This window comes from Planosporangium thailandense (assembly GCF_011947195.1).
Lineage (GTDB): Bacteria > Actinomycetota > Actinomycetes > Mycobacteriales > Micromonosporaceae > Planosporangium > Planosporangium thailandense.
On record NZ_JAATVY010000006.1, the window covers coordinates 181184 to 198761 of the forward strand.

General features: G+C 71.8%; 18 protein-coding genes. 11 read left to right on the top strand and 7 right to left on the bottom strand.

Annotated features, from left to right (window positions below; genetic code table 11):
• Positions 1 to 118: 118 nt before the first annotated feature.
• Positions 119 to 904 carry a GTPase RsgA gene (gene rsgA, locus HC031_RS12000; RefSeq protein ID WP_167925318.1) on the bottom strand — a complete coding sequence of 262 codons (786 nt, stop codon included), beginning with the start codon at positions 902 to 904 and terminating at the stop codon, positions 119 to 121.
• A gap of 231 nt (positions 905 to 1135) precedes the next feature.
• Between rsgA and HC031_RS12005 the strand changes: the two genes are divergently transcribed.
• From HC031_RS12005 to HC031_RS12015, 3 genes are all read left to right on the top strand, one after another.
• A complete protein-coding gene (locus tag HC031_RS12005) occupies positions 1136 to 1846 on the top strand; it encodes a maleylpyruvate isomerase family mycothiol-dependent enzyme (RefSeq protein WP_167925319.1) in 711 nt (236 codons plus the stop codon).
• Positions 1847 to 1856: 10 nt separating this feature from the next.
• Complete coding sequence (locus tag HC031_RS12010) at positions 1857 to 2501, top strand: MBL fold metallo-hydrolase (RefSeq protein ID WP_167925425.1); 645 nt, start codon at positions 1857 to 1859, stop codon at positions 2499 to 2501.
• A 108-nt stretch (positions 2502 to 2609) separates the two neighbouring features.
• Positions 2610 to 4019, top strand: coding sequence for a N,N-dimethylformamidase beta subunit family domain-containing protein (locus HC031_RS12015; protein ID WP_167925320.1), 1410 nt, complete (start codon positions 2610 to 2612; stop codon positions 4017 to 4019).
• Here the strand turns inward: HC031_RS12015 and HC031_RS12020 are convergent.
• From HC031_RS12020 to HC031_RS12030, 3 genes are all read right to left on the bottom strand, one after another.
• Positions 3954 to 4751: a metal-dependent hydrolase gene (locus HC031_RS12020; protein WP_167925321.1), complete on the bottom strand. Its 798-nt coding sequence runs from the start codon at positions 4749 to 4751 to the stop codon at positions 3954 to 3956. The genes HC031_RS12015 and HC031_RS12020 overlap by 66 nt on opposite strands.
• Positions 4748 to 6424, bottom strand: coding sequence for a carbamoyltransferase family protein (locus HC031_RS12025; RefSeq protein WP_167925322.1), 1677 nt, complete (start codon positions 6422 to 6424; stop codon positions 4748 to 4750). The genes HC031_RS12020 and HC031_RS12025 overlap by 4 nt, the downstream gene beginning before the upstream one ends.
• 168 nt (positions 6425 to 6592) lie before the next feature.
• A complete protein-coding gene (locus HC031_RS12030) occupies positions 6593 to 7834 on the bottom strand; it encodes an AI-2E family transporter (protein WP_205862614.1) in 1242 nt (413 codons plus the stop codon).
• 179 nt (positions 7835 to 8013) lie between these two features.
• On the opposite strand from HC031_RS12030, the gene HC031_RS12035 reads away from it, so the two are divergent.
• Together HC031_RS12035 and mug are read left to right on the top strand one after the other, a co-directional pair.
• A complete protein-coding gene (locus HC031_RS12035) occupies positions 8014 to 10131 on the top strand; it encodes a catalase (RefSeq protein WP_167925324.1) in 2118 nt (705 codons plus the stop codon).
• 94 nt (positions 10132 to 10225) lie between these two features.
• Complete coding sequence (gene mug / locus HC031_RS12040; RefSeq protein ID WP_167925325.1) at positions 10226 to 10807, top strand: G/U mismatch-specific DNA glycosylase; 582 nt, start codon at positions 10226 to 10228, stop codon at positions 10805 to 10807.
• Positions 10808 to 10820: 13 nt separating this feature from the next.
• On the opposite strand, the gene HC031_RS32505 is transcribed toward mug, so the two are convergent.
• Positions 10821 to 11156 carry a hypothetical protein gene (locus HC031_RS32505; protein ID WP_205862615.1) on the bottom strand — a complete coding sequence of 112 codons (336 nt, stop codon included), beginning with the start codon at positions 11154 to 11156 and terminating at the stop codon, positions 10821 to 10823.
• A gap of 103 nt (positions 11157 to 11259) precedes the next feature.
• Between HC031_RS32505 and HC031_RS12050 the strand changes: the two genes are divergently transcribed.
• A complete protein-coding gene (locus HC031_RS12050; protein WP_167925327.1) occupies positions 11260 to 11667 on the top strand; it encodes an ankyrin repeat domain-containing protein in 408 nt (135 codons plus the stop codon).
• On the opposite strand, the gene HC031_RS12055 is transcribed toward HC031_RS12050, so the two are convergent.
• A complete protein-coding gene (locus HC031_RS12055; protein WP_167925426.1) occupies positions 11664 to 12185 on the bottom strand; it encodes a DUF3761 domain-containing protein in 522 nt (173 codons plus the stop codon). The two genes, HC031_RS12050 and HC031_RS12055, sit on opposite strands and share 4 nt — an antisense overlap.
• 287 nt (positions 12186 to 12472) lie before the next feature.
• On the opposite strand from HC031_RS12055, the gene HC031_RS12060 reads away from it, so the two are divergent.
• Complete coding sequence (locus HC031_RS12060; protein ID WP_167925328.1) at positions 12473 to 13897, top strand: aldehyde dehydrogenase family protein; 1425 nt, start codon at positions 12473 to 12475, stop codon at positions 13895 to 13897.
• A 79-nt stretch (positions 13898 to 13976) separates the two neighbouring features.
• On the opposite strand, the gene HC031_RS12065 is transcribed toward HC031_RS12060, so the two are convergent.
• Entirely contained in the window at positions 13977 to 14222 is a 246-nt protein-coding gene (locus tag HC031_RS12065) for a DUF6158 family protein (protein WP_420813629.1), read from the bottom strand.
• A gap of 125 nt (positions 14223 to 14347) precedes the next feature.
• Between HC031_RS12065 and HC031_RS12070 the strand changes: the two genes are divergently transcribed.
• The 4 genes from HC031_RS12070 (at position 14348) to typA (ending at position 17538) form a co-directional block, all read left to right on the top strand.
• On the top strand, positions 14348 to 14785 hold the full coding sequence (locus HC031_RS12070) for a phage holin family protein (RefSeq protein ID WP_167925330.1): 438 nt from the start codon (positions 14348 to 14350) through the stop codon (positions 14783 to 14785).
• Positions 14782 to 15177 (top strand): DUF3618 domain-containing protein, encoded by a 396-nt coding sequence (locus HC031_RS12075; protein WP_167925331.1) that lies wholly within the window; start codon positions 14782 to 14784, stop codon positions 15175 to 15177. The genes HC031_RS12070 and HC031_RS12075 overlap by 4 nt, the downstream gene beginning before the upstream one ends.
• Positions 15174 to 15434 carry a DUF4235 domain-containing protein gene (locus HC031_RS12080; RefSeq protein WP_167925332.1) on the top strand — a complete coding sequence of 87 codons (261 nt, stop codon included), beginning with the start codon at positions 15174 to 15176 and terminating at the stop codon, positions 15432 to 15434. Before HC031_RS12075 ends, HC031_RS12080 begins: the two co-directional genes overlap by 4 nt.
• Positions 15435 to 15675: 241 nt before the next feature.
• Complete coding sequence (gene typA, locus HC031_RS12085; protein WP_167925333.1) at positions 15676 to 17538, top strand: translational GTPase TypA; 1863 nt, start codon at positions 15676 to 15678, stop codon at positions 17536 to 17538.
• Positions 17539 to 17578: the final 40 nt, after the last annotated feature.

The window sequence follows — 17578 nt, forward strand, 5'->3', positions numbered from 1 at the left end:
GCGGTACGGGCCTTCCGTGTTGGCCAACGACGCGGCCCGGCGCGCGGTCACGCCCGCCCGGCTCCGAGTCATGATCGTGGAGAGTTCGCGGGGCGATGGCCCCCCGAACTCTCCACGATCATGAAAGCTTCCGCAGCGTGACCGCCGGCAGGTCGGCCGGCTCGGCCTCGGGGGTGTCGATCACCACACCCCCGCCCGGCACCGGGATCAGGCCCCGCAGGCTCGTCGTACGCCTGCCCCGGCCGTCGGCGCGCAGCGCCTGCGTCGTCAACACGGTCGCCCCGGCCAGCGCGTCGACCACGCCCGCCCGGGCCGCGCGGGAACTCCCGAGCAGGCCGAGGGTCCGCCCGCGCCCGGTGTACCGGCGCAGGTGCGCCAGCCCGGCGCCGGTACGGACGTCGACCACGTGCACCGGCACGCCGGGGGCGACCGGGCGGGGGCGCGCGTCCCCCCGGCCCGCCGTCGTCAGGACCACCACGGACGTGACGCCGGCGGCGGCGACCGGAGCGAGCAGCCGCGCGATCCGACCGCCGTCCGGGGCGGGCTCGAGCGGCTCGACCACGGCGACGGCATCCAGGTTGGCGGCGAGCGGCCGACCATACCTGCCGCCGCCCCCGACCGCGTTGCGGCGGGGCAGCACGGACTCGACCGTCACCCGACGGTCCGGCCAGGTGTGTACGACCACCCAGTCACCGGCGCACGGCAGTACGCCGGGGTCGCACGCGGCGGCGGCGAGGACCGCACCCGCGAGGCTCGCCCGTACCGCGCCGGACTCGCCCAGGACGGTGCAGACCCCACGGTCGACCCGCATGACCCGGCCCGGCCGCCGCGAGGGGCGGTCATAGCCGGCGTACGCGGCGGCGAAGGACGGATCCCAGCCCAGGGACCCCAGGTCGAACGTCATCGTCTTCCTTGTCTGTGGAGGTCTGCGGATGCGGCGGGTCCGTGGAGGTCCACGGATGCGGCGGAAAGACGCCTTGCACGCCCACCACCTGCCCTTCCGCCCGATATGACGATGAACGCGTTCACCCACGACGGTAGGGGCGCGGCGGCGGCGGGGAAACCGAATATCGGCTCGCCGCGGTCGGTCACGGCCGTCGGGAACGTGCCGCCGGACCGGGCATAAAGTGTGGTCATGACCGCCGACCCGCTCGTACTCCTTCCCGAGATCGACCGGGCAACGGCCCGGCTGCTCGAGATGGCGCGCGATCTCGACGACGCCGCGATCGCCGAGCCGTCGCGGCTGCCCGGCTGGACCCGCGGGCACCTGCTGACACACGTCGCGCGCAACGCCGACGCGTGTGTCAACCTGCTGACCGGCGCCCGCACCGGGGTCGACACGCCGATGTACCCCGACGACCGCCGGCGCGACGCCGACATCGAAGCCGGGGCCGGCCGGCCCGTCGCCGAGCAGGTCGCCGACCTGTCGGCGGCGGGGGCGCGGCTCGACGCCGCCATCGCCGCGATGCCCCCGGACGCCTGGGCGAACACCGTGCGCTGGCGCGGGGGCCACACCCGGCCGGCGGCCTACGTTCCCTGGGCCCGGCTGTGCGAACTGGAGATCCACCAGGTCGACCTCGACGCCGGGTACCGGCCGGCCGACTGGTCCGACGCCTTCGTCCACCGGCTGCTGCACGACCTCGCCACCGACCTGGCCGACGGGATGGCGCCGGCCCGGCTGCACGCCACCGACCTCGACCACGAGCTGTCCATCGGTACCGGCCCGGCGGTGACCGTCAGCGGCAGCGGCCATGCGCTCGCCGCGTGGCTCAGCGGTCGCTCCGACGGCGCCGACCTGACGGTGACACCGGAGGGGCCGCTACCGACCGTGCCGGTGTGGAAGTGAGAATGTGGTGGTGACGTACACCGGCAAGGTCTCCCCCGGCGGTCCGCCGGACATCCGCGAACTGGCCGACCTGACCATCATCAAGGTCTCCGTCGGCCCCATGGACAACAACGCCTACCTGCTGCGCAGCGCCGGCGAGCAGCTGCTGATCGACGCGGCCAACGAGCCGCACCGGCTGCTGTCGCTGCTCGGCGAGGGGGGCCTCGCGACCGTGGTCACCACGCACCGGCACGCCGACCATTGGCAGGGCCTGTCCGACGTGGTCGGCATCACCGGCGCCGAGTCGCTGGCGCACGAGGCCGACGCGCCGGAGATCCCGATCGTGTCGCAGACCCTCAAGGACGGCGACCGGGTGCAGGTCGGCGACGCTGAGCTCGAGGTCATCCACCTCGTCGGGCACACGCCCGGCTCGGTCGCGCTGCTCTACCGGGACCCGGCCGGGCACCCCCACCTGTTCACCGGCGACTCGCTGTTCCCCGGTGGGCCGGGACGGACGACGAACCCGCACGACTTCAACTCGCTCATGACCGACCTGGAGACCAAGATCTTCGGGCGGCTGCCCGACGAGACCTGGTTCTACCCGGGCCACGGCAACGACAGCACGCTCGGCGCCGAACGGCCGTCCATCCCGGAGTGGCGCGCGCGGGGCTGGTGATCGACGCCCGCGACACCCGGTGCCGCGCGACGGGTGGTGAATAGCCCCGGACGACGGGGAAGGCAGGACGGCGCTGGCCAGTCGCCGTCGAGCCGATCGGGAACCCGCATGATCTACGGCTACCCGGACCACCCCACCGTGCCGGCCGGCGGCCGGCTGACGCTGCGCGTGTCGACGGACGCCCCCGAGTTCCGCGTCGAGCTGCACCGGTGGGGCGACGGTATCCCGCTCCACGCGCGATCCTCCTGGTATGACGGGCACCGGCTGCCCGCCCACCCGCCGTACCAGGACTGGGGCCGGCCCGGCGCCGGTCTGCACGGGGAGGAGCTGCCGGGCTGGCCGGCCTACCCGTTCACCATCCCGCGCGACTGGCCCTCGGGGGTGTACCTCGCGACCCTCATCGAGGGCGACGGCCGGGGGCGCGATCTCGTGCGCGCGGACGGTCACGGCCCGGACGCCCGGCACGCGAGGGCGCTGTTCGTCGTCCGGGGCGACCGGATCGGCGCGTCCATCCTGTACAAGCTGCCGCTGCTGACCTACCACGCCTACAACCAGGTGACACCGCGCCGGTACGACCCGACGACCGGCCGCGGCGGCTGGTGCCTGTACACCCTGCCCGAGCCCGGTGACGTTCCGGCGCCGGTCCCCCGATCGGTCTCCTGGCGACGGCCCGGCGGCGGGGTGGGCGGCACGCCGTGGGACCTCGACAACTTCGACCCGTACGACCCGACCCCCCGGCAGACGTTCGCCCACTGGGACGCGCCCTTCATCTCGTGGTTGGAGCGCACCGGCCACCGCGTCGACTACTGCACCGACCTCGACGTGCACGACGCCGGCGGTCCGGACCTGCTGCGCCGGTACCGGCTGCTGCTGTCGGTCGGCCACGACGAGTACTGGTCGGACGCGATGCGCGCGCACGTGGAGGGGTTCGTCCGGGCCGGCGGGAACGTCGCCTTCTTCGGCGGCAACACGTGCTGGTGGCGCGTGGAGTTCGACGACGACGCCACCTTCCGCCGGGTGGCCTTCTGGTCGGATCTCGGTGCCCCCGAGAACACCCTCACCGGCGTGAGCTTCCGCAACGGCGGGGAGCGTGACCGCGACACCCATCCCGTCCCGGTGGGCTACCGGGCCCAGCACACCGACCACTGGGTGTACGAGGGCACCGGCCTGCGCGACGGCGACAGCTTCGGCGACCTGCCGGACGAGTACCTCGTCGGGTACGAGTGCGACGGCGCCCACTTCGACCGCGGCCGGCTGGCGCGCGGGTGGGCGGCCCGACCGACCGGTGCCGACGGGACCCCGGACAGCTTCACGATCCTGGGCGTCGGTGACCTCGCCGCGAGCGGTTGGGGGCGCGGCAACCGGGCCGCGACGATGGGCCTGTACACCGCGAACGGGACCGTCTTCACCGCCGCCACCACCGACTGGGCGCGGCTGCTGCGCGACGGTCGCTCACCGGCGGTGGACCGGATCACCCACAACGTGCTCGACCGGCTGGCGGGCCCGCTGCCCGGCTGACGGGCCGCCCCACGCGATGCTCTGCCCGGGGGCCATCTCGATCAGCTCGACCCGGTCGAGCCCGAGGTCGTCGAGAGCGCGACGGAACCGGGCCGGCACGTCCCGGGAACCGGGGCTGATCCCGTAGTGCATCGGCACCACCCGGTCCACCCCGAGCAGGCGGGTCGCCACGGCGGCCTCCTCGGGCCCCATCGTGTGCTCGTCCCCCATCGGCAGCAGGGCAAGGTCGGGCCGGTACACCTCGTGGATCAGCCGCATGCCGGGGAACGCGGCGGTGTCTCCGGCATGGTAGATCCGGGCGCCGTTGGAGAAATGCAGCACGAAACCGGCGGCGACGCCGACGTACGCGCCGGGGTCGCCGTCGATGCTCGAGCTGTGCTCGGCCGGCGTCATCGTCACCCGCACGCCCGCCAGGTCAACGATGCCGCCGACGTTCATCGTCCGTACGTGCGGCATACCCCGCGACCGCAGCCAGTTGCCCAGCTCCGCCACGGCGACGATCGTCGGCGCTCCGGTCCGGGCGACGGTGAACACGTCGCCGAGGTGGTCGTGGTGGCCGTGCGTGATCAGAATCAGGTCGACCGCGCCCACGTCCCTGGCCGACTCGGGGCAGAGCGGGTTGCCGTAGGTCCACGGGTCGACCAGGACCACCTTCGCCTCGGGCGTGGTGAAGCGGAACGTGGCGTGGCCCAGGCAGGTGATCCCGACCGCGTTGTCGACCACCGTCGTCACCGGCCCGGAACCGGGGGCTCCACCCGCTTGCGCACCAGGTACGGCGGCATCGCGAGCGCATGCATCGACGTCTGTCGCAGGCAGTCCAGCGCGTCCCGCGGGGTCTCCACCAGTGGGTCGCCCTTGCGGTTGAGGGACGTGTTCAGCAGCACCGGGCAGCCCGTGCGCGCCGCGAAGGCGGTCAGCAGCGTGTACAGGAATGGGGTGTTGGCCTCCTCGACGGTCTGCAGGCGCGCGGTCCCGTCGATGTGCGTGATCGCCGGTAGCGCGGCGCGGTAGGCGGGCCGGACCTCGGCCGCGTACTGCATGAACGGCGCCGGCCGGTCGACGTCGAAGATGGTCGCGGCGGCGTCGGCCAGCACGATCGGCGCCAGCGGCCGGAACCACTCGCGGCCCTTGACCTGCGAGTTGATGAACCGCTGCAGCTCCGGGTGGCGGGCGTCGGCGAGGATGCTCCGATCGCCGAGCGCGCGGGGTCCCGACTCGCTGCGGCCGGAGTGCAGCCCGACCACCCGGCCGGAGTCGAGCAGCCGCACGATCTCGTCGACGAGGTCGGCCGGCCGCTCGACGACGAGGTCCGGTGGCGCGGCGCGCAGCGCGTCCTCCACCGCGCCCGGGTCCGGATCGGGACCGAGGAAGTCGTTGACCCAGCGGAACTCGCTGGGCTGCTCGAGACACTCGATCATGCCGTAGAGGGCGCAGCCCAGCGCGGTGCCGCCGTCGTGGGGGCTGGGCGGGATGAAGACGTCGGTGAACCCGCTCTCGCGCAGGAGCCGGCCGTTGGCCGAGCAGTTGAGCGCCGTTCCGCCGGCGAAGCAGAGGTTGGCCGCGCCGGTCTCGCGGTACACCCAGCCGGCGACCCTCAGCAGGGCGGACTCGAACGCGCGCTGCCCCTCGGCGGCCAGGTTGGCGCAGTCTTCGAACGTGCCGGTGCCGGTTGCGAAGAACGCGAACCGGTCGCGGTCGGCGAAGATCTCCAGCCACTCGTCGGGGATGTATACCCGGAACCCGTCGACCGGCAGGTCGGGTAGGCCGAGGGCGTGCGGCTGACCGAACGGGGCCAGGCCCATCACCTTCCCCTCGTTGCCCTCCCCGGGGAAGATCGTGCGGGTCAGCAGGTAGTAGAAGCAGCCGAGCCCGGCCGGATCGGCCCAGTCGCCGTGCCAGAGCTGCTTTCCGACGCACCCGACGCGGCCCCGCTCGCAGGTGTAGAACGACGCGACCTCCAGCAGGTCCGGCGCCGCCTCGGTGGAGGGAAACTCCTCGGTGAAGTCCTTCACGCGGCTGCCCTGCGCGTCCACGACCATCACGGCGGCCCGTGCGAACGGCGAGGGGTAGAAGGCGCTGTACAGGTGGGCGAGGTGGTGGGAAACGGTCGCCACCCGGCGGTCGTCACGGAAGGTCAGGCACTGCGCGATCTCCTCGCGGTACGCCGCCAGGTGCTCGATCTCGGGGTCGGAGGAGTAGCACTCCACGACCAGGTCGATCGGCCCGCGCAGGGCTGCCAGGGCCGGCACGTAGAGGTTGGCGAGGTCGCCGAGCCGCCCCCAGTGGTGCTTGCGCCGCGTCAGCCGCTCCTTCTGCAGGCTGTACACGGTCCCGGGGCCGGTGACCACGGCGACGGAGCCGTCCTGCGTCCGGTTGATGCCGACGACGGTAGGAGCGTCACTCATGGCAAACGCCTCCTGACGGCGGAACAGTCGCGTACGGGCAGTCCGCGCGGCGCGAAGGTTCTCGTCCGCCGGTCCGGCGCGACCTACCCCACCGGTCCGCGCGCCAAACCGGACCGCCTCAGGTGCGGTCGGACCGGACCGCCTCAGGTGCGGTCGGACCGGACCGCCTCAGGTGCGGTCGAGCCGGGGGTAGACGACCTCGCGGAGCAGCAGCCGGATGCCGGCGGCCACCGGGATGGCCACCAGGGCGCCGACGAGCCCGAGGGCGGTTCCGCCGATCAGGACCGCCACGACCGTGGCGGTCGCGGGCACCTCGACCGCGCGGCCCATGATGCGCGGCACGAGCACGTAGTCCTCGGTGAGCTTGTACCCGGCGTAGAAGATGCCGGTGAAGAGCGCGACCGGGAACGAGATCGTGAGCGCCACGAGCGTGACGATGAGTCCTGCCAGCGGCGAGCCGATCACCGGGATCAGGTCGAAGAGCGCAACCATGATCGACAGCAGCAGCGGGTACGGGATGTGCCAGATCGCGAGCCAGACGAACGTGCCGACCCCGATGATCGCCGAGGTGATCAGGTTGCCCAGCACGTACCCGCCGACCTTGCCGAAGATCTCGTCGCCGAGCAGGATCGCGCGCGGCCGGCGGGTCCGGGGCACCAGGCGGTAGATCAGCCTCCGGATCCGGGGCATGTCGGCCAGCAGGTAGATGGTCAGTACCAGCACGGTGAACGCGGAGACGAAGGCGTCCACCACGATCATGCCGGCGCCGAGCAGGCCCCCGAACAGCTTCGCCCCGCCGGCGGCGGTGAACAGCTGGCTGACGCGTTCGCGTAGGTGATAGTGGGCTTCCAGCCGCCCCAGCGTCGAGCTGTGGTTGTTGAGCTGCTTCCAGTAGGTCGGCAGCTCCTTGACGAGCTGGGTGGTCTGCGCCGCCAGCGGCGGGATCGCCGCGGCGACGAAGCCCAGGACCGCGCCGACGATGACCAGGCTCACCAGCGTCACCGCCGCCCAGCGCGGCAGCCCGCGGCGGATCAGCCACTGCACGGCGGGGTCGAGCCCGATGGCCAGGAACAGCGCGAGCACGATCAGGAGCAGTACGTTGCCGGCGCGCAGCACCAGTTCGAGCAGGATGTACGTGGTCGCGACACCGGCGGCGCCGAACATGCCCACGATGTACGGCGAGCGGCGGTTGAGCGGCGGGCCGGGCTTGCCCAGCTCGGGTCTGTCCCGGGTCAGCGCGCGCGCCTCGGCCTCGGCGGCCTCCTCGACGGCGACCTTCTCACTGGCGGGGCTGTCGCGCTCGCCCGCCGGCTGCGTCGTCTCGAACGGCCGGTCCGGGTCCCCGCTCTGTCCCTGCGGCTCCTTGCTCTGTCCTTGTCCTTGCTCGGTCGCGCCGTCGCGCAAAGGCACCGAACCCACCTCCAGGGGCCGCCGGCGCACGAGGCGTCCGGACGGCACCGCTGCTATACCCGGCGATCGAAGCCCGACACGTCGCGAGCCGATCCCGGCTATCGACGCAGGGTTGAACGGTTCCATTTGCGGTAGTAGGCGGTGACGCTTCTCCAAGCGAGCCTCTGAGGAGGTGGGCCATGACAACCCAGCGTCGCGACGACAACCCACCTACGTCGGTCAAGGACGAGCAGCTGCGCGCCCACGCGGTCGAGAAGCACGGCAGCTACCTCACCACCGACCAGGGCATCCCGGTCGAAGACACGGACAACTCGCTGAAAGTCGGCCAGCGCGGCGCGACCCTGCTGGAGGACTTCCACCTCCGGGAGAAGCTCACCCGGTTCGACCACGAGCGGATCCCGGAGCGCGTCGTGCACGCGCGCGGCTCGGGGGCGCACGGCTACTTCCAGGCGTACGACGATTCGCTTGCCGAGTACACGACCGCGGAGTTCCTCCGCGATCCGCTGGCGGAGACGCCGGTGTTCGTCCGCTTCTCGACCGTACAGGGGCCGCGGGGATCGGCGGACACGGTACGCGACGTGCGGGGCTTCGCGACGAAGTTCTACACGTCGCAGGGCAACTTCGACCTCGTCGGCAACAACATCCCGGTCTTCTTCATTCAGGACGGCATCAAGTTCCCCGACTTCGTCCACGCGGTCAAGATGGAGCCGCACAACGAGATCCCGACCGGCGCGTCGGCCCACGACACGTTCTGGGACTTCGTCTCCCTCCAGCCCGAGACCATGCACATGATCATGTGGCTGATGTCCGACCGGGCCATCCCGCGCAGCTTCGCCACGATGCAGGGCTTCGGTGTGCACAGCTTCCGGCTCATCAACGCCGAGGGCCGGTCGACCTTCGCCAAGTTCCACTGGACCCCCAAGCGTGGGGTGCAGTCCCTGGTCTGGGACGAGGCGCAGCAGATCGCCGGGCGGGATCCCGACTTCAACCGGCGCGACCTGTGGGAGCTGATCGAGGCGGGCCGGTTCCCCGAGTACGAGCTCGGTCTTCAGCTGTTCACCGAGTCCGACGCCGAGCGGTTCGACTTCGACGTGCTCGACCCGACGAAGATCGTGCCCGAGGAGCGGGTACCGGTGCGGCCGGTGGGCCGGCTGGTGCTCAACCGCAACCCGGACAACTTCTTCGCCGAGACCGAGCAGGTGGCGTTCTGCGTGCAGAACGTGGTGCCCGGCATCGGCTTCACCGACGACCCGCTGATGCAGGCCCGCCTGTTCTCGTACCTCGACACCCAGCTCACGCGCCTGGGCGGCCCGAACTTCGCCTCGATCCCGATCAACCGGCCGATCGCGCCCGTCGTCAACCACCAGCAGGACGGGTTCCACTACGACGAGGTGCCGCGCCGGGAGGCCAACTACCACCCGAACTCGATCAGCGACGGGTACCCGAAGATCCCCGGCGAGAACGGGTACGTCCACTACCCGGAGTTGGAGGACGGGCGCAAGCTGCGCCGACGCCCGGAGAGCTTCGCCGACCACTACGGCCAGGCGACCCTGTTCTGGAACAGCATGTCGGCGTGGGAGAAGAAGCACATCGTCGAGGCGTACCGGTTCGAGCTGGGCCATGTCGAGCGCCGGTACATCCGCGAGCGCGTCGTCGACCATCTCAACCACGTCGACCACGACCTGGCCGTCGCCGTGGCGGCCGGTGTCGGCGTGGCCGAGCCGGCCAAGGCGGTCGACAACCACGGCCGCAGCTCGCCGGCGCTCAGCCAGACCAACAAGGGCGGCCGCGGCATCAAGGGGCTGCGGATCGCCTTCCTGGTCACCGACGGGGTCGACGCGGCGAGCGTGACGGCCCTGCGCGACGCGCTGCGGCGCGACGACGCCGTACCCGAGCTGCTGGCGCCGGCCGACGGCACGGTGCGCACCACCGACGGCGCGAGCCTGCCGGTCGACCGGGCGATCAGCACCGTCGCCTCCGTGCTCTACGACGCCGTGGTGGTGCCGGACGGGACGGACGCCGCGGCGGCGCTGCGGTCGAACGCCCAGGCGCTGCACTTCCTCGCCGAGGCGTACAAGCACGCGAAGCCACTCGCCGCGCTCGGGGCGGGTACGTCGCTGTTCGAGACCGCGCACCTGCCGCCGTTCGCCAACGGCCTGGGCGGTGGCGGTGCGGCCGCGGGCGTCGTCGCCCGCGAGGAGTCCGGCGCCCCGGACGACGCGTTCGTCACGGCGTTCGTCACCGCGCTGGAGGCGCACCGCTTCTACGACCGGCCGCTGGAGACCGTGGTCGCCTGAGGCCACCGCGACGGCCCTGGGCGTCTACGCCGGCTGTGGGCCCGGCGTAGGCGTCCACGGCCGTCGCGGTGCGGCGGTGTGGCAATGTTGCCCGGTGCCTAGCCTTGACCGGGCGCCCAGCCGCCCCTCCCCCGCCGACCTGGCCGCGGCCGCCGGGCGGACCATTCCCGACGTCATCGCCCCTGACCTCGCCGTACTGTTCTGTGGCATCAATCCCGGCCTGTGGTCGGCGGCGACCGGGCACCACTTCGCACGACCCGGCAACCGGTTCTGGCCGGCGCTGCACCGGGGCGGCTTCACCGCCCGCCAGCTGCGCCCCGACGAGCAGGAACAGCTCCTCGGGTACGGGCTGGGCATCACCAACCTCGTAGCGCGCGGCTCGGCGCGGGCCGACGAGCTCACCCGCGAGGAGCTGGTCGCCGGCGGCGCGGCGCTGACCGCGAAGATCGACGAGTACCGTCCGCGCTGGCTCGCGGTCCTGGGGGTCGGCGCGTACCGGACGGCGTTCGGCGACCGCGCGGCGGCGGTCGGCCCGCAGCCGACGAAGATCGCGGGGACGCCCGTATGGATCCTGCCCAACCCGAGCGGTCTCAACGCCCACTACACGCTGGAGCGGCTCGCCGAGGAGTTCGCGCGGCTGCGGGAGGCGGCTGCCCCTGGACCTCGGGGAGTTTGACACCGTATTCGAGTCAGGCTCCCCGAGATTCAGAGTGCCGGGCGGCGCGTTCCATGACCAGCTGGCCGAACAGGCCGTTGGGCCGCCGGCAGTCCAGGCACAGGAAGTTGTCATCCAGCCGCCGACCGCCGCAATGGTCACAGGTACCCCGGTCGCGCGGGTCGTGGTAGCCGCGCAACGCCTCGACCAGGGCGCGCGCGACCGGAGCACGCAGTGTCAGCCGTACCTCGTCGTCGCCGTCGCGGATTTCGAGCGCACCGACCGTTCGGGCCTCAGGATCAAAGGCATCGATCCGGTCGACGAAATCCCGGAGAGCCCCGACAACGTCATGCGATCTCGCCTGCGTCATGCCCGACAGTAGATCCCTATCGCCAATCTTGGGGAGCCCGACACCCCCGTGCGATGTCAAACTCCCCAAGATCCGTCGGCTCGCGGCGGCATACGCTGGACCGGTGGCCGACGAGTTGGACGAGGAGACCCTCGCGTACGCGCACCGCATGTTCGACCTCGCCCGCTCCGGGCACACCGAGGAGCTTGCCGCTCAGGTCGACGCCGGGCTACCGGTCAACCTCACCAACGGCAGCGGCGACACCCTGCTGATCCTCGCCGCCTACCACGCGCATCCCGACACCGTCGCCGCGCTGGTGCAGCGCGGAGCCGACGTCAACCGGGTCAACGACCGGGGCCAGACGGCGCTGGGCGCCGGGGTGTTCCGCCAGTCCCGGCCGATCGTGACGACGCTGCTCGCCGCGGGGGCCGACCCGACAGTTGGTCGCCAGTCCGCGGTCGCCACCGCCATGTTCTTCGACCTGCCGGAGATGCTGGCACTGCTGCGCGGCGACGCCGGAGCGGACTTCTAGAGCCACGCCGCGACGCCGCCGTGGTGAGAGCAGGTACCCGAGCGGTGGGTGCTGTAGCTGTAGGTCCCGTCCTTGCACCTCGCCGTCGCGCCGGCCGGCGCGCCCGGACCGCTGGCCGGGCGGTGCACGCACACCCCGTCGGAGTTGCGGTAGTAGTCCTGACCACAGGCCGCGCTGCCACCCCCGGTGGCGCCCGAGCCGGACGTACCCGTGCGGGTCGGGCCGCCGCCCGTCGACCCGCCCTGCGCCGTGCCGCCCTGCGTAGTGCCGCCTTGAGCCGATCCGCCCGGCGCCGATCCGGTCTGGACAGCCGCCGTCGTCGGGGTGGCCGGCACCAGCGCGGCCAGTGACGGGCTCGGCGACACGGGCACCTCGGACGGCGACGGGCTCGGCGACGCGTCAGGTGTCGCATCGACGACCGTCGACGTAACCGTCCCAACGTGCGAATCCGACTGGTCGGGTCCGCACGCCGCCAGCGTCAGGGCCGCGGCGGCCACGACGAACGCCCTCTTCCACATTCGCGCCTCCCCAAGCGATGTCATGGGGAGGGAGCCTACGAGCGGTGAACGAATCGACACTTCCCGTTCTCGGCCGCTCCGAAAAGCACCACTGTGGACGAAGAACGTCCGGACGGCCGGCCGCCGTCATCCGATCAAGCGAGTACGAACGGATTGTCGGCGGTGGCCGCTAAGGTGGCGCCGACCTGGCACGCCCTCGACCACACCCGGAAGATCGAGGACCGCGACCCGAAGTGATCAACTTCGCTCGGCGTTTGCGAATTGCGGAATCGGGACATGTAGCCGCCATGACCGACATCGAAAGACTCGTCCGCCAGGAGTGGGCCGCCGTGGACGGCGATCGGCGCATCACCGTCGTCGATCCGGCCGACGGTCGCGAACTCTTCGCCGCTCCGGTGTCCGCGCCCACCGAGGTCGAAGCGGCCGTCCACGCGGCCCGATCCGCCGCGGCGACCTGGGCTCGCACGCCCGCGGCCGAGCGCGCCGCCGCGGTCCACCGCGCCGCCGACGCCGTCGCCGCGCGCGCGGATGATCTCGCCCGGCTGACCACCCTGGAGATGGGCAAGCCGCTCGGGGACGCGCGTGGCGGGGTCGACGCGGGCGTGGGCACGCTGCGCCAGTACGCGGAGCTCGGCCCGGTACACCGTGGTCGGTCACTCAACGGCGGAATCGCCGCCACCGACCTCATGGTGTACGAGCCGCGCGGCGTCGTCGCCGCGATCACCCCGTGGAACGATCCGGTCGCGGTCTCCTGCGGACTGATCGGCGCCGCGTTGGTCACCGGCAACACCGTCGTGTACAAGCCGAGCGAGCGCACCCCGGCCACCGGTTGGCTGTTGGCGCGGATCCTGTCCGAGCACCTCCCCGAGGGCGTGCTCAACCTGCTGCTCGGTGCCGGCGAGACCGGGTCGCTGCTGGTCGGGCAGCCGGTCGATGTCGTCGCCCACGTCGGGTCCACGGCGACCGGCCGGGCGATCGCCCGCGCGGCCGCTGGCCGCCCCACCAAGGTGCTGCTGGAAAACGGCGGCAACGATCCCCTCATCGTCGACGCCGACGTCGACCCCGAGTGGGCCGCGACGCAGGCGGCGCTCGGCTCGTTCGCCAACGCCGGGCAGATCTGCGTGGCGGTCGAACGCATCTACGTCCATGAGGCGATCGCGGAACCGTTCCTCGAGGCGCTGGTCGCCAAGGCGCAGGCGCTGCGCACGGGACCGGGGCTGGCCCCGGAGACCCAGCTCGGCCCGCTGGTCGACCGGCGCATGCGCGACCACGTGCACGCGCACGTGGAGCAGGCGCTCGCCGGCGGCGCGAAACTGCTCGTCGGCGGCGAGGTGCCGCCGGGGCCGGGCTCCTTCTACCCGGCCACCGTCCTCAGCGGGTGCAATGACGACATGGCCGTCATGCGCGAGGAGACCTTCGGCCCGGTCGCCCCGGTCGCGGTGGTCGACACGTTCGACGAGGCGCTGGAGCGGGCGTGCGGCGGCGAGTACGGCCTGGCCGCGACGGTCCTCACCCGCGACCTGGCGCACGCCACCCGGGCGTGGCGCGAGCTGCCCGCCGGCACCGTGAAGATCAACAACGTGTTCGGCGGTGCGCCGGGCGGCGCCGCGCATCCGCGCCGGGCGAGCGGCCAGGGGTACGGATACGGGCCGGAACTCCTCGATGAGATGACCCAGACGAAGGTGGTCCACCTCGGCACTCCGCCGCGCTGAGCGCCGTCACCGCCACGGCGGCAGACGTACGGGCGACGGTTCATCCGTCGCCCGTACCGTACGTCGCCCTCGCCGAGCTTCAGCCCTCGCGCATCCGCTGCGGGTCGATCTCCCGGTCGGGGAACCGGCGCAGGTACTCGCGTTCCAGCTCGGCGGTACGCCGGTCGTGGTGGGCCAGCGCGTCCTCGGAGCCGTGGCGGAACGTCAGGTGCCTGCTGTCGTGCAGGCTGCGCAGCTCACGCAGCAGGTCGTCGGTGGTCAACGCCGCCGGATCGACGCCGAGCCCGGGCCGGGCCACGTCGCCGGGCGTTTCGTGGTACGTCACATCCATCACTGTCCTCCCGTCGCGGCAACTGACCCCCACGCATACCCCGCTCGGGCCACTGACATTCCGGGATTAGCACCTGCCACGACGGGGAAATATCCGTTAGGGCCCCGAGAGGAGCGACAATGACCGACTTGATCAACGAAGAACGGATCACGCAGCGGGTCGACCACCGCTCCACCGCTGATCTGGTGAAGCTCGCCTCCGAGCAGATCTCCCACCTGGTCCGCGACGAACTGCGGCTGGCTCAGCTCGAGCTCACCCGCAAGGGCAAGCAGGCCGGCATCGGCGCCGGCATGTTGGGCGGCGCGGGCGTGATGGCGCTCTACGGGGGCGGCGCCCTCGTGGCGACGGTCGTGCTTCTCCTCGCGATGGTGCTGCCCGCGTGGCTGTCCGCGCTCATCGTCGCGGTGCTGCTGTTCGCCATGGCCGGCGTGCTGGCGATGATCGGGCGCTCCCGGGTCAAGCGGGCGACCCCGCCCGTGCCCGAGCGGACCGTCAGCAGCCTCAAGGAGGACATCGGCACCGTCACGGAGGCTGTGAAGGAGAGGGGATATCGATGACGACGACGCCAGGCGCCTCAGACGGCTCAGCGGGATCGCGCGCCATCAGGCCTGAGCAGTACGCCCCACCAGCGGATGTGGACGAGCTGCGGGCCGACATCGCGCACACCCGCGCCGAGCTCGGCGAGACCGTGCAGGCGCTGGCGGCCAAGGTGGACGTCAAGGCCCGCCTGCAGGAGACCAGGCAGGAGGCCAAGGCGCGGGTACGGGAAGGGCTGCAGAACGCCGCCGAAGAGGCCCGGCTGGCCGCGGTCGAGGCGCCGGAGCGAGCCCAGGAGCTGGCGACTCGCACCGGCCGTGCGGTGCGCCGCAACCCGGTGCCCTTCGTCGTGGCGGCCGGCGCCGCGGCGCTGATCGTGCTGTTCGTGCGGTGGAGGAGGAGTCGGTGGTGACCAAGGTGCTCTACAAGCCCCTCAGCCTCGCCTTCGGCGTGGCGGGGGGCGTCCTGGCCGGGGTGGTCTTCAAGCAGGTGTGGAAGGTGATCGCCGGTGAGGAGGAGGCGCCTGACGCCACCTCGGAGGAGTACAGCTGGGCCGAGGTCCTGGCCGCGGCCGCGCTGCAGGGCGCCATCTTCGCCGTGGTGAAGGCGGCGGTCGACCGGAGCGGTGCCGTCGGCGTGCGCCGGTTGACCGGCAAATGGCCCGACTGACGATCCGTGGCGTGCCTGATCGGGGCGGTGAACCATCCGACGGTTCGCCGCCCCGATCGCGTTTTGCCAGGTCACCGACCAGGTTCGGCCCGTTGCCCCGGAATACGCGCCCGCACGCTACCGTTGACCACGTCAGCGCGCAGCTTCCGCGACAGCTCCCGACCATCTCCACCGTCGGTGGTGTGCTGCGCATTTCCCCCCGGCACCTGCCGCAGACGACACATCCAGGACAATAAGACTTATGCAGACCCGCTCCGACCTCCGCAACGTCGCCATCGTCGCCCACGTCGACCACGGCAAGACCACCCTGGTCGACGCCATGCTCCGGCAGTCTGGTGCCTGGCACTCCCGGGCCGAGATGGCCGACCGGGTCATGGACTCCATGGACCTCGAGCGCGAGAAGGGCATCACGATCCTCGCGAAGAACACCGCGGTCCGGTACCACCGTCCTGATGGTGACGACGTCACCATCAACATCATCGACACTCCCGGCCACGCCGACTTCGGCGGCGAGGTCGAGCGGGGGCTGACCATGGTCGACGGGGTCGTCCTGCTGGTCGACGCCAGCGAGGGCCCGCTCCCCCAGACCCGGTTCGTGCTGCGTAAGGCGCTCCGGGCGCGGCTGCCGATCATCCTCGTCATCAACAAGGTCGACCGTCCGGACGCCCGGATCAAAGAGGTCGTCGACGACACGTACGAGCTCTTCCTCGACCTCGACGCCGACGAGTCGCAGATCGACTTCCCCATCGTGTACGCCTGCGCCAGGGACGGGCGCGCCTCGCTCAACCAGCCGGACAACGGCGGCCAGCCGGACTCCGACACCCTCGAGCCGCTGTTCCAGACGCTGCTCGACACGATCCCGGCGCCGTCCTACAACGAAGGCGCCCCGCTGCAGGCCCACGTCACCAACCTCGACGCCTCGCCGTTCCTCGGACGGCTGGCGCTGTGCCGGGTCCACGAGGGCACCATCCGCAAGGGCCAGACGGTGGCCTGGCTGCGCGAGGACGGCTCGACCGAGCGGGTACGCATCTCCGAGCTGCTCATGACCGAGGCGCTGGAGCGCAAGCCGGCCGAGGAGGCGGGGCCGGGCGACATCATCGCCGTCGCCGGCATCCCCGACATCATGATCGGTGACACGCTCGCCGACGCGGAGAACCCGCAGCCGCTGCCGCGCATCACCGTCGACGAGCCGGCCATCTCCATGACCATCGGCACCAACACCTCGCCGCTCGCCGGCCGGGTCAAGGGCGCGAAGGTGACCGCGCGGCTGGTCAAGGACCGGCTCGACCGGGAGCTCATCGGCAACGTGTCGCTGCGCGTCCTGCCGACCGAGCGTCCGGACGCCTGGGAGGTGCAGGGCCGCGGCGAGCTGGCCCTGGCCATCCTCGTCGAGCAGATGCGCCGCGAGGGGTACGAGCTGACCGTCGGCAAGCCGCAGGTCGTCACCCGCGAGATCGACGGCAAGACCTGCGAGCCCGTCGAGCGGCTGACCATCGACGCGCCCGAGGAGTACCTCGGCGCGATCACGCAGCTGCTCGCCACCCGCAAGGGCCGCATGGAGCAGCTGATCAACCACGGCACCGGCTGGATCCGGATGGAGTGGCTGGTCCCGGCCCGCGGCCTGATCGGCTTCCGGACCGAGTTCCTCACCGACACCCGCGGCACCGGCATCCTGCACCACGTGTTCGAGTCGTACGAGCCGTGGTTCGGCGAGCTGCGCACCCGCGCGACCGGATCGCTGGTCGCCGACCGCGCCGGGGTGGCCACCCCGTTCGCGATGATGAACCTTCAGGAGCGCGGCACGCTGTTCGTCGAGCCGACCACCGAGGTGTACGAGGGCATGATCGTCGGGGAGAACTCCCGCGCCGACGACATGGACGTCAACATCACCAAGGAGAAGAAGCTCACCAACATGCGCGCCTCGACCAGCGAGGAGACGGAGAAGCTGATCCCGCCGCGCAAGCTGTCGCTGGAGCAGGCCCTGGAGTTCTGCCGCGAGGACGAGTGCGTGGAGGTCACGCCGGAGACGGTGCGGATCCGCAAGGTCCACCTCGACCAGAAGGAGCGCGAGCGGATCTTCCGCCGCCGGGCGCACGCCAACTGACGCGTCGAGCAGACGGCCGGCGTCACCCCTGCGACAGGGT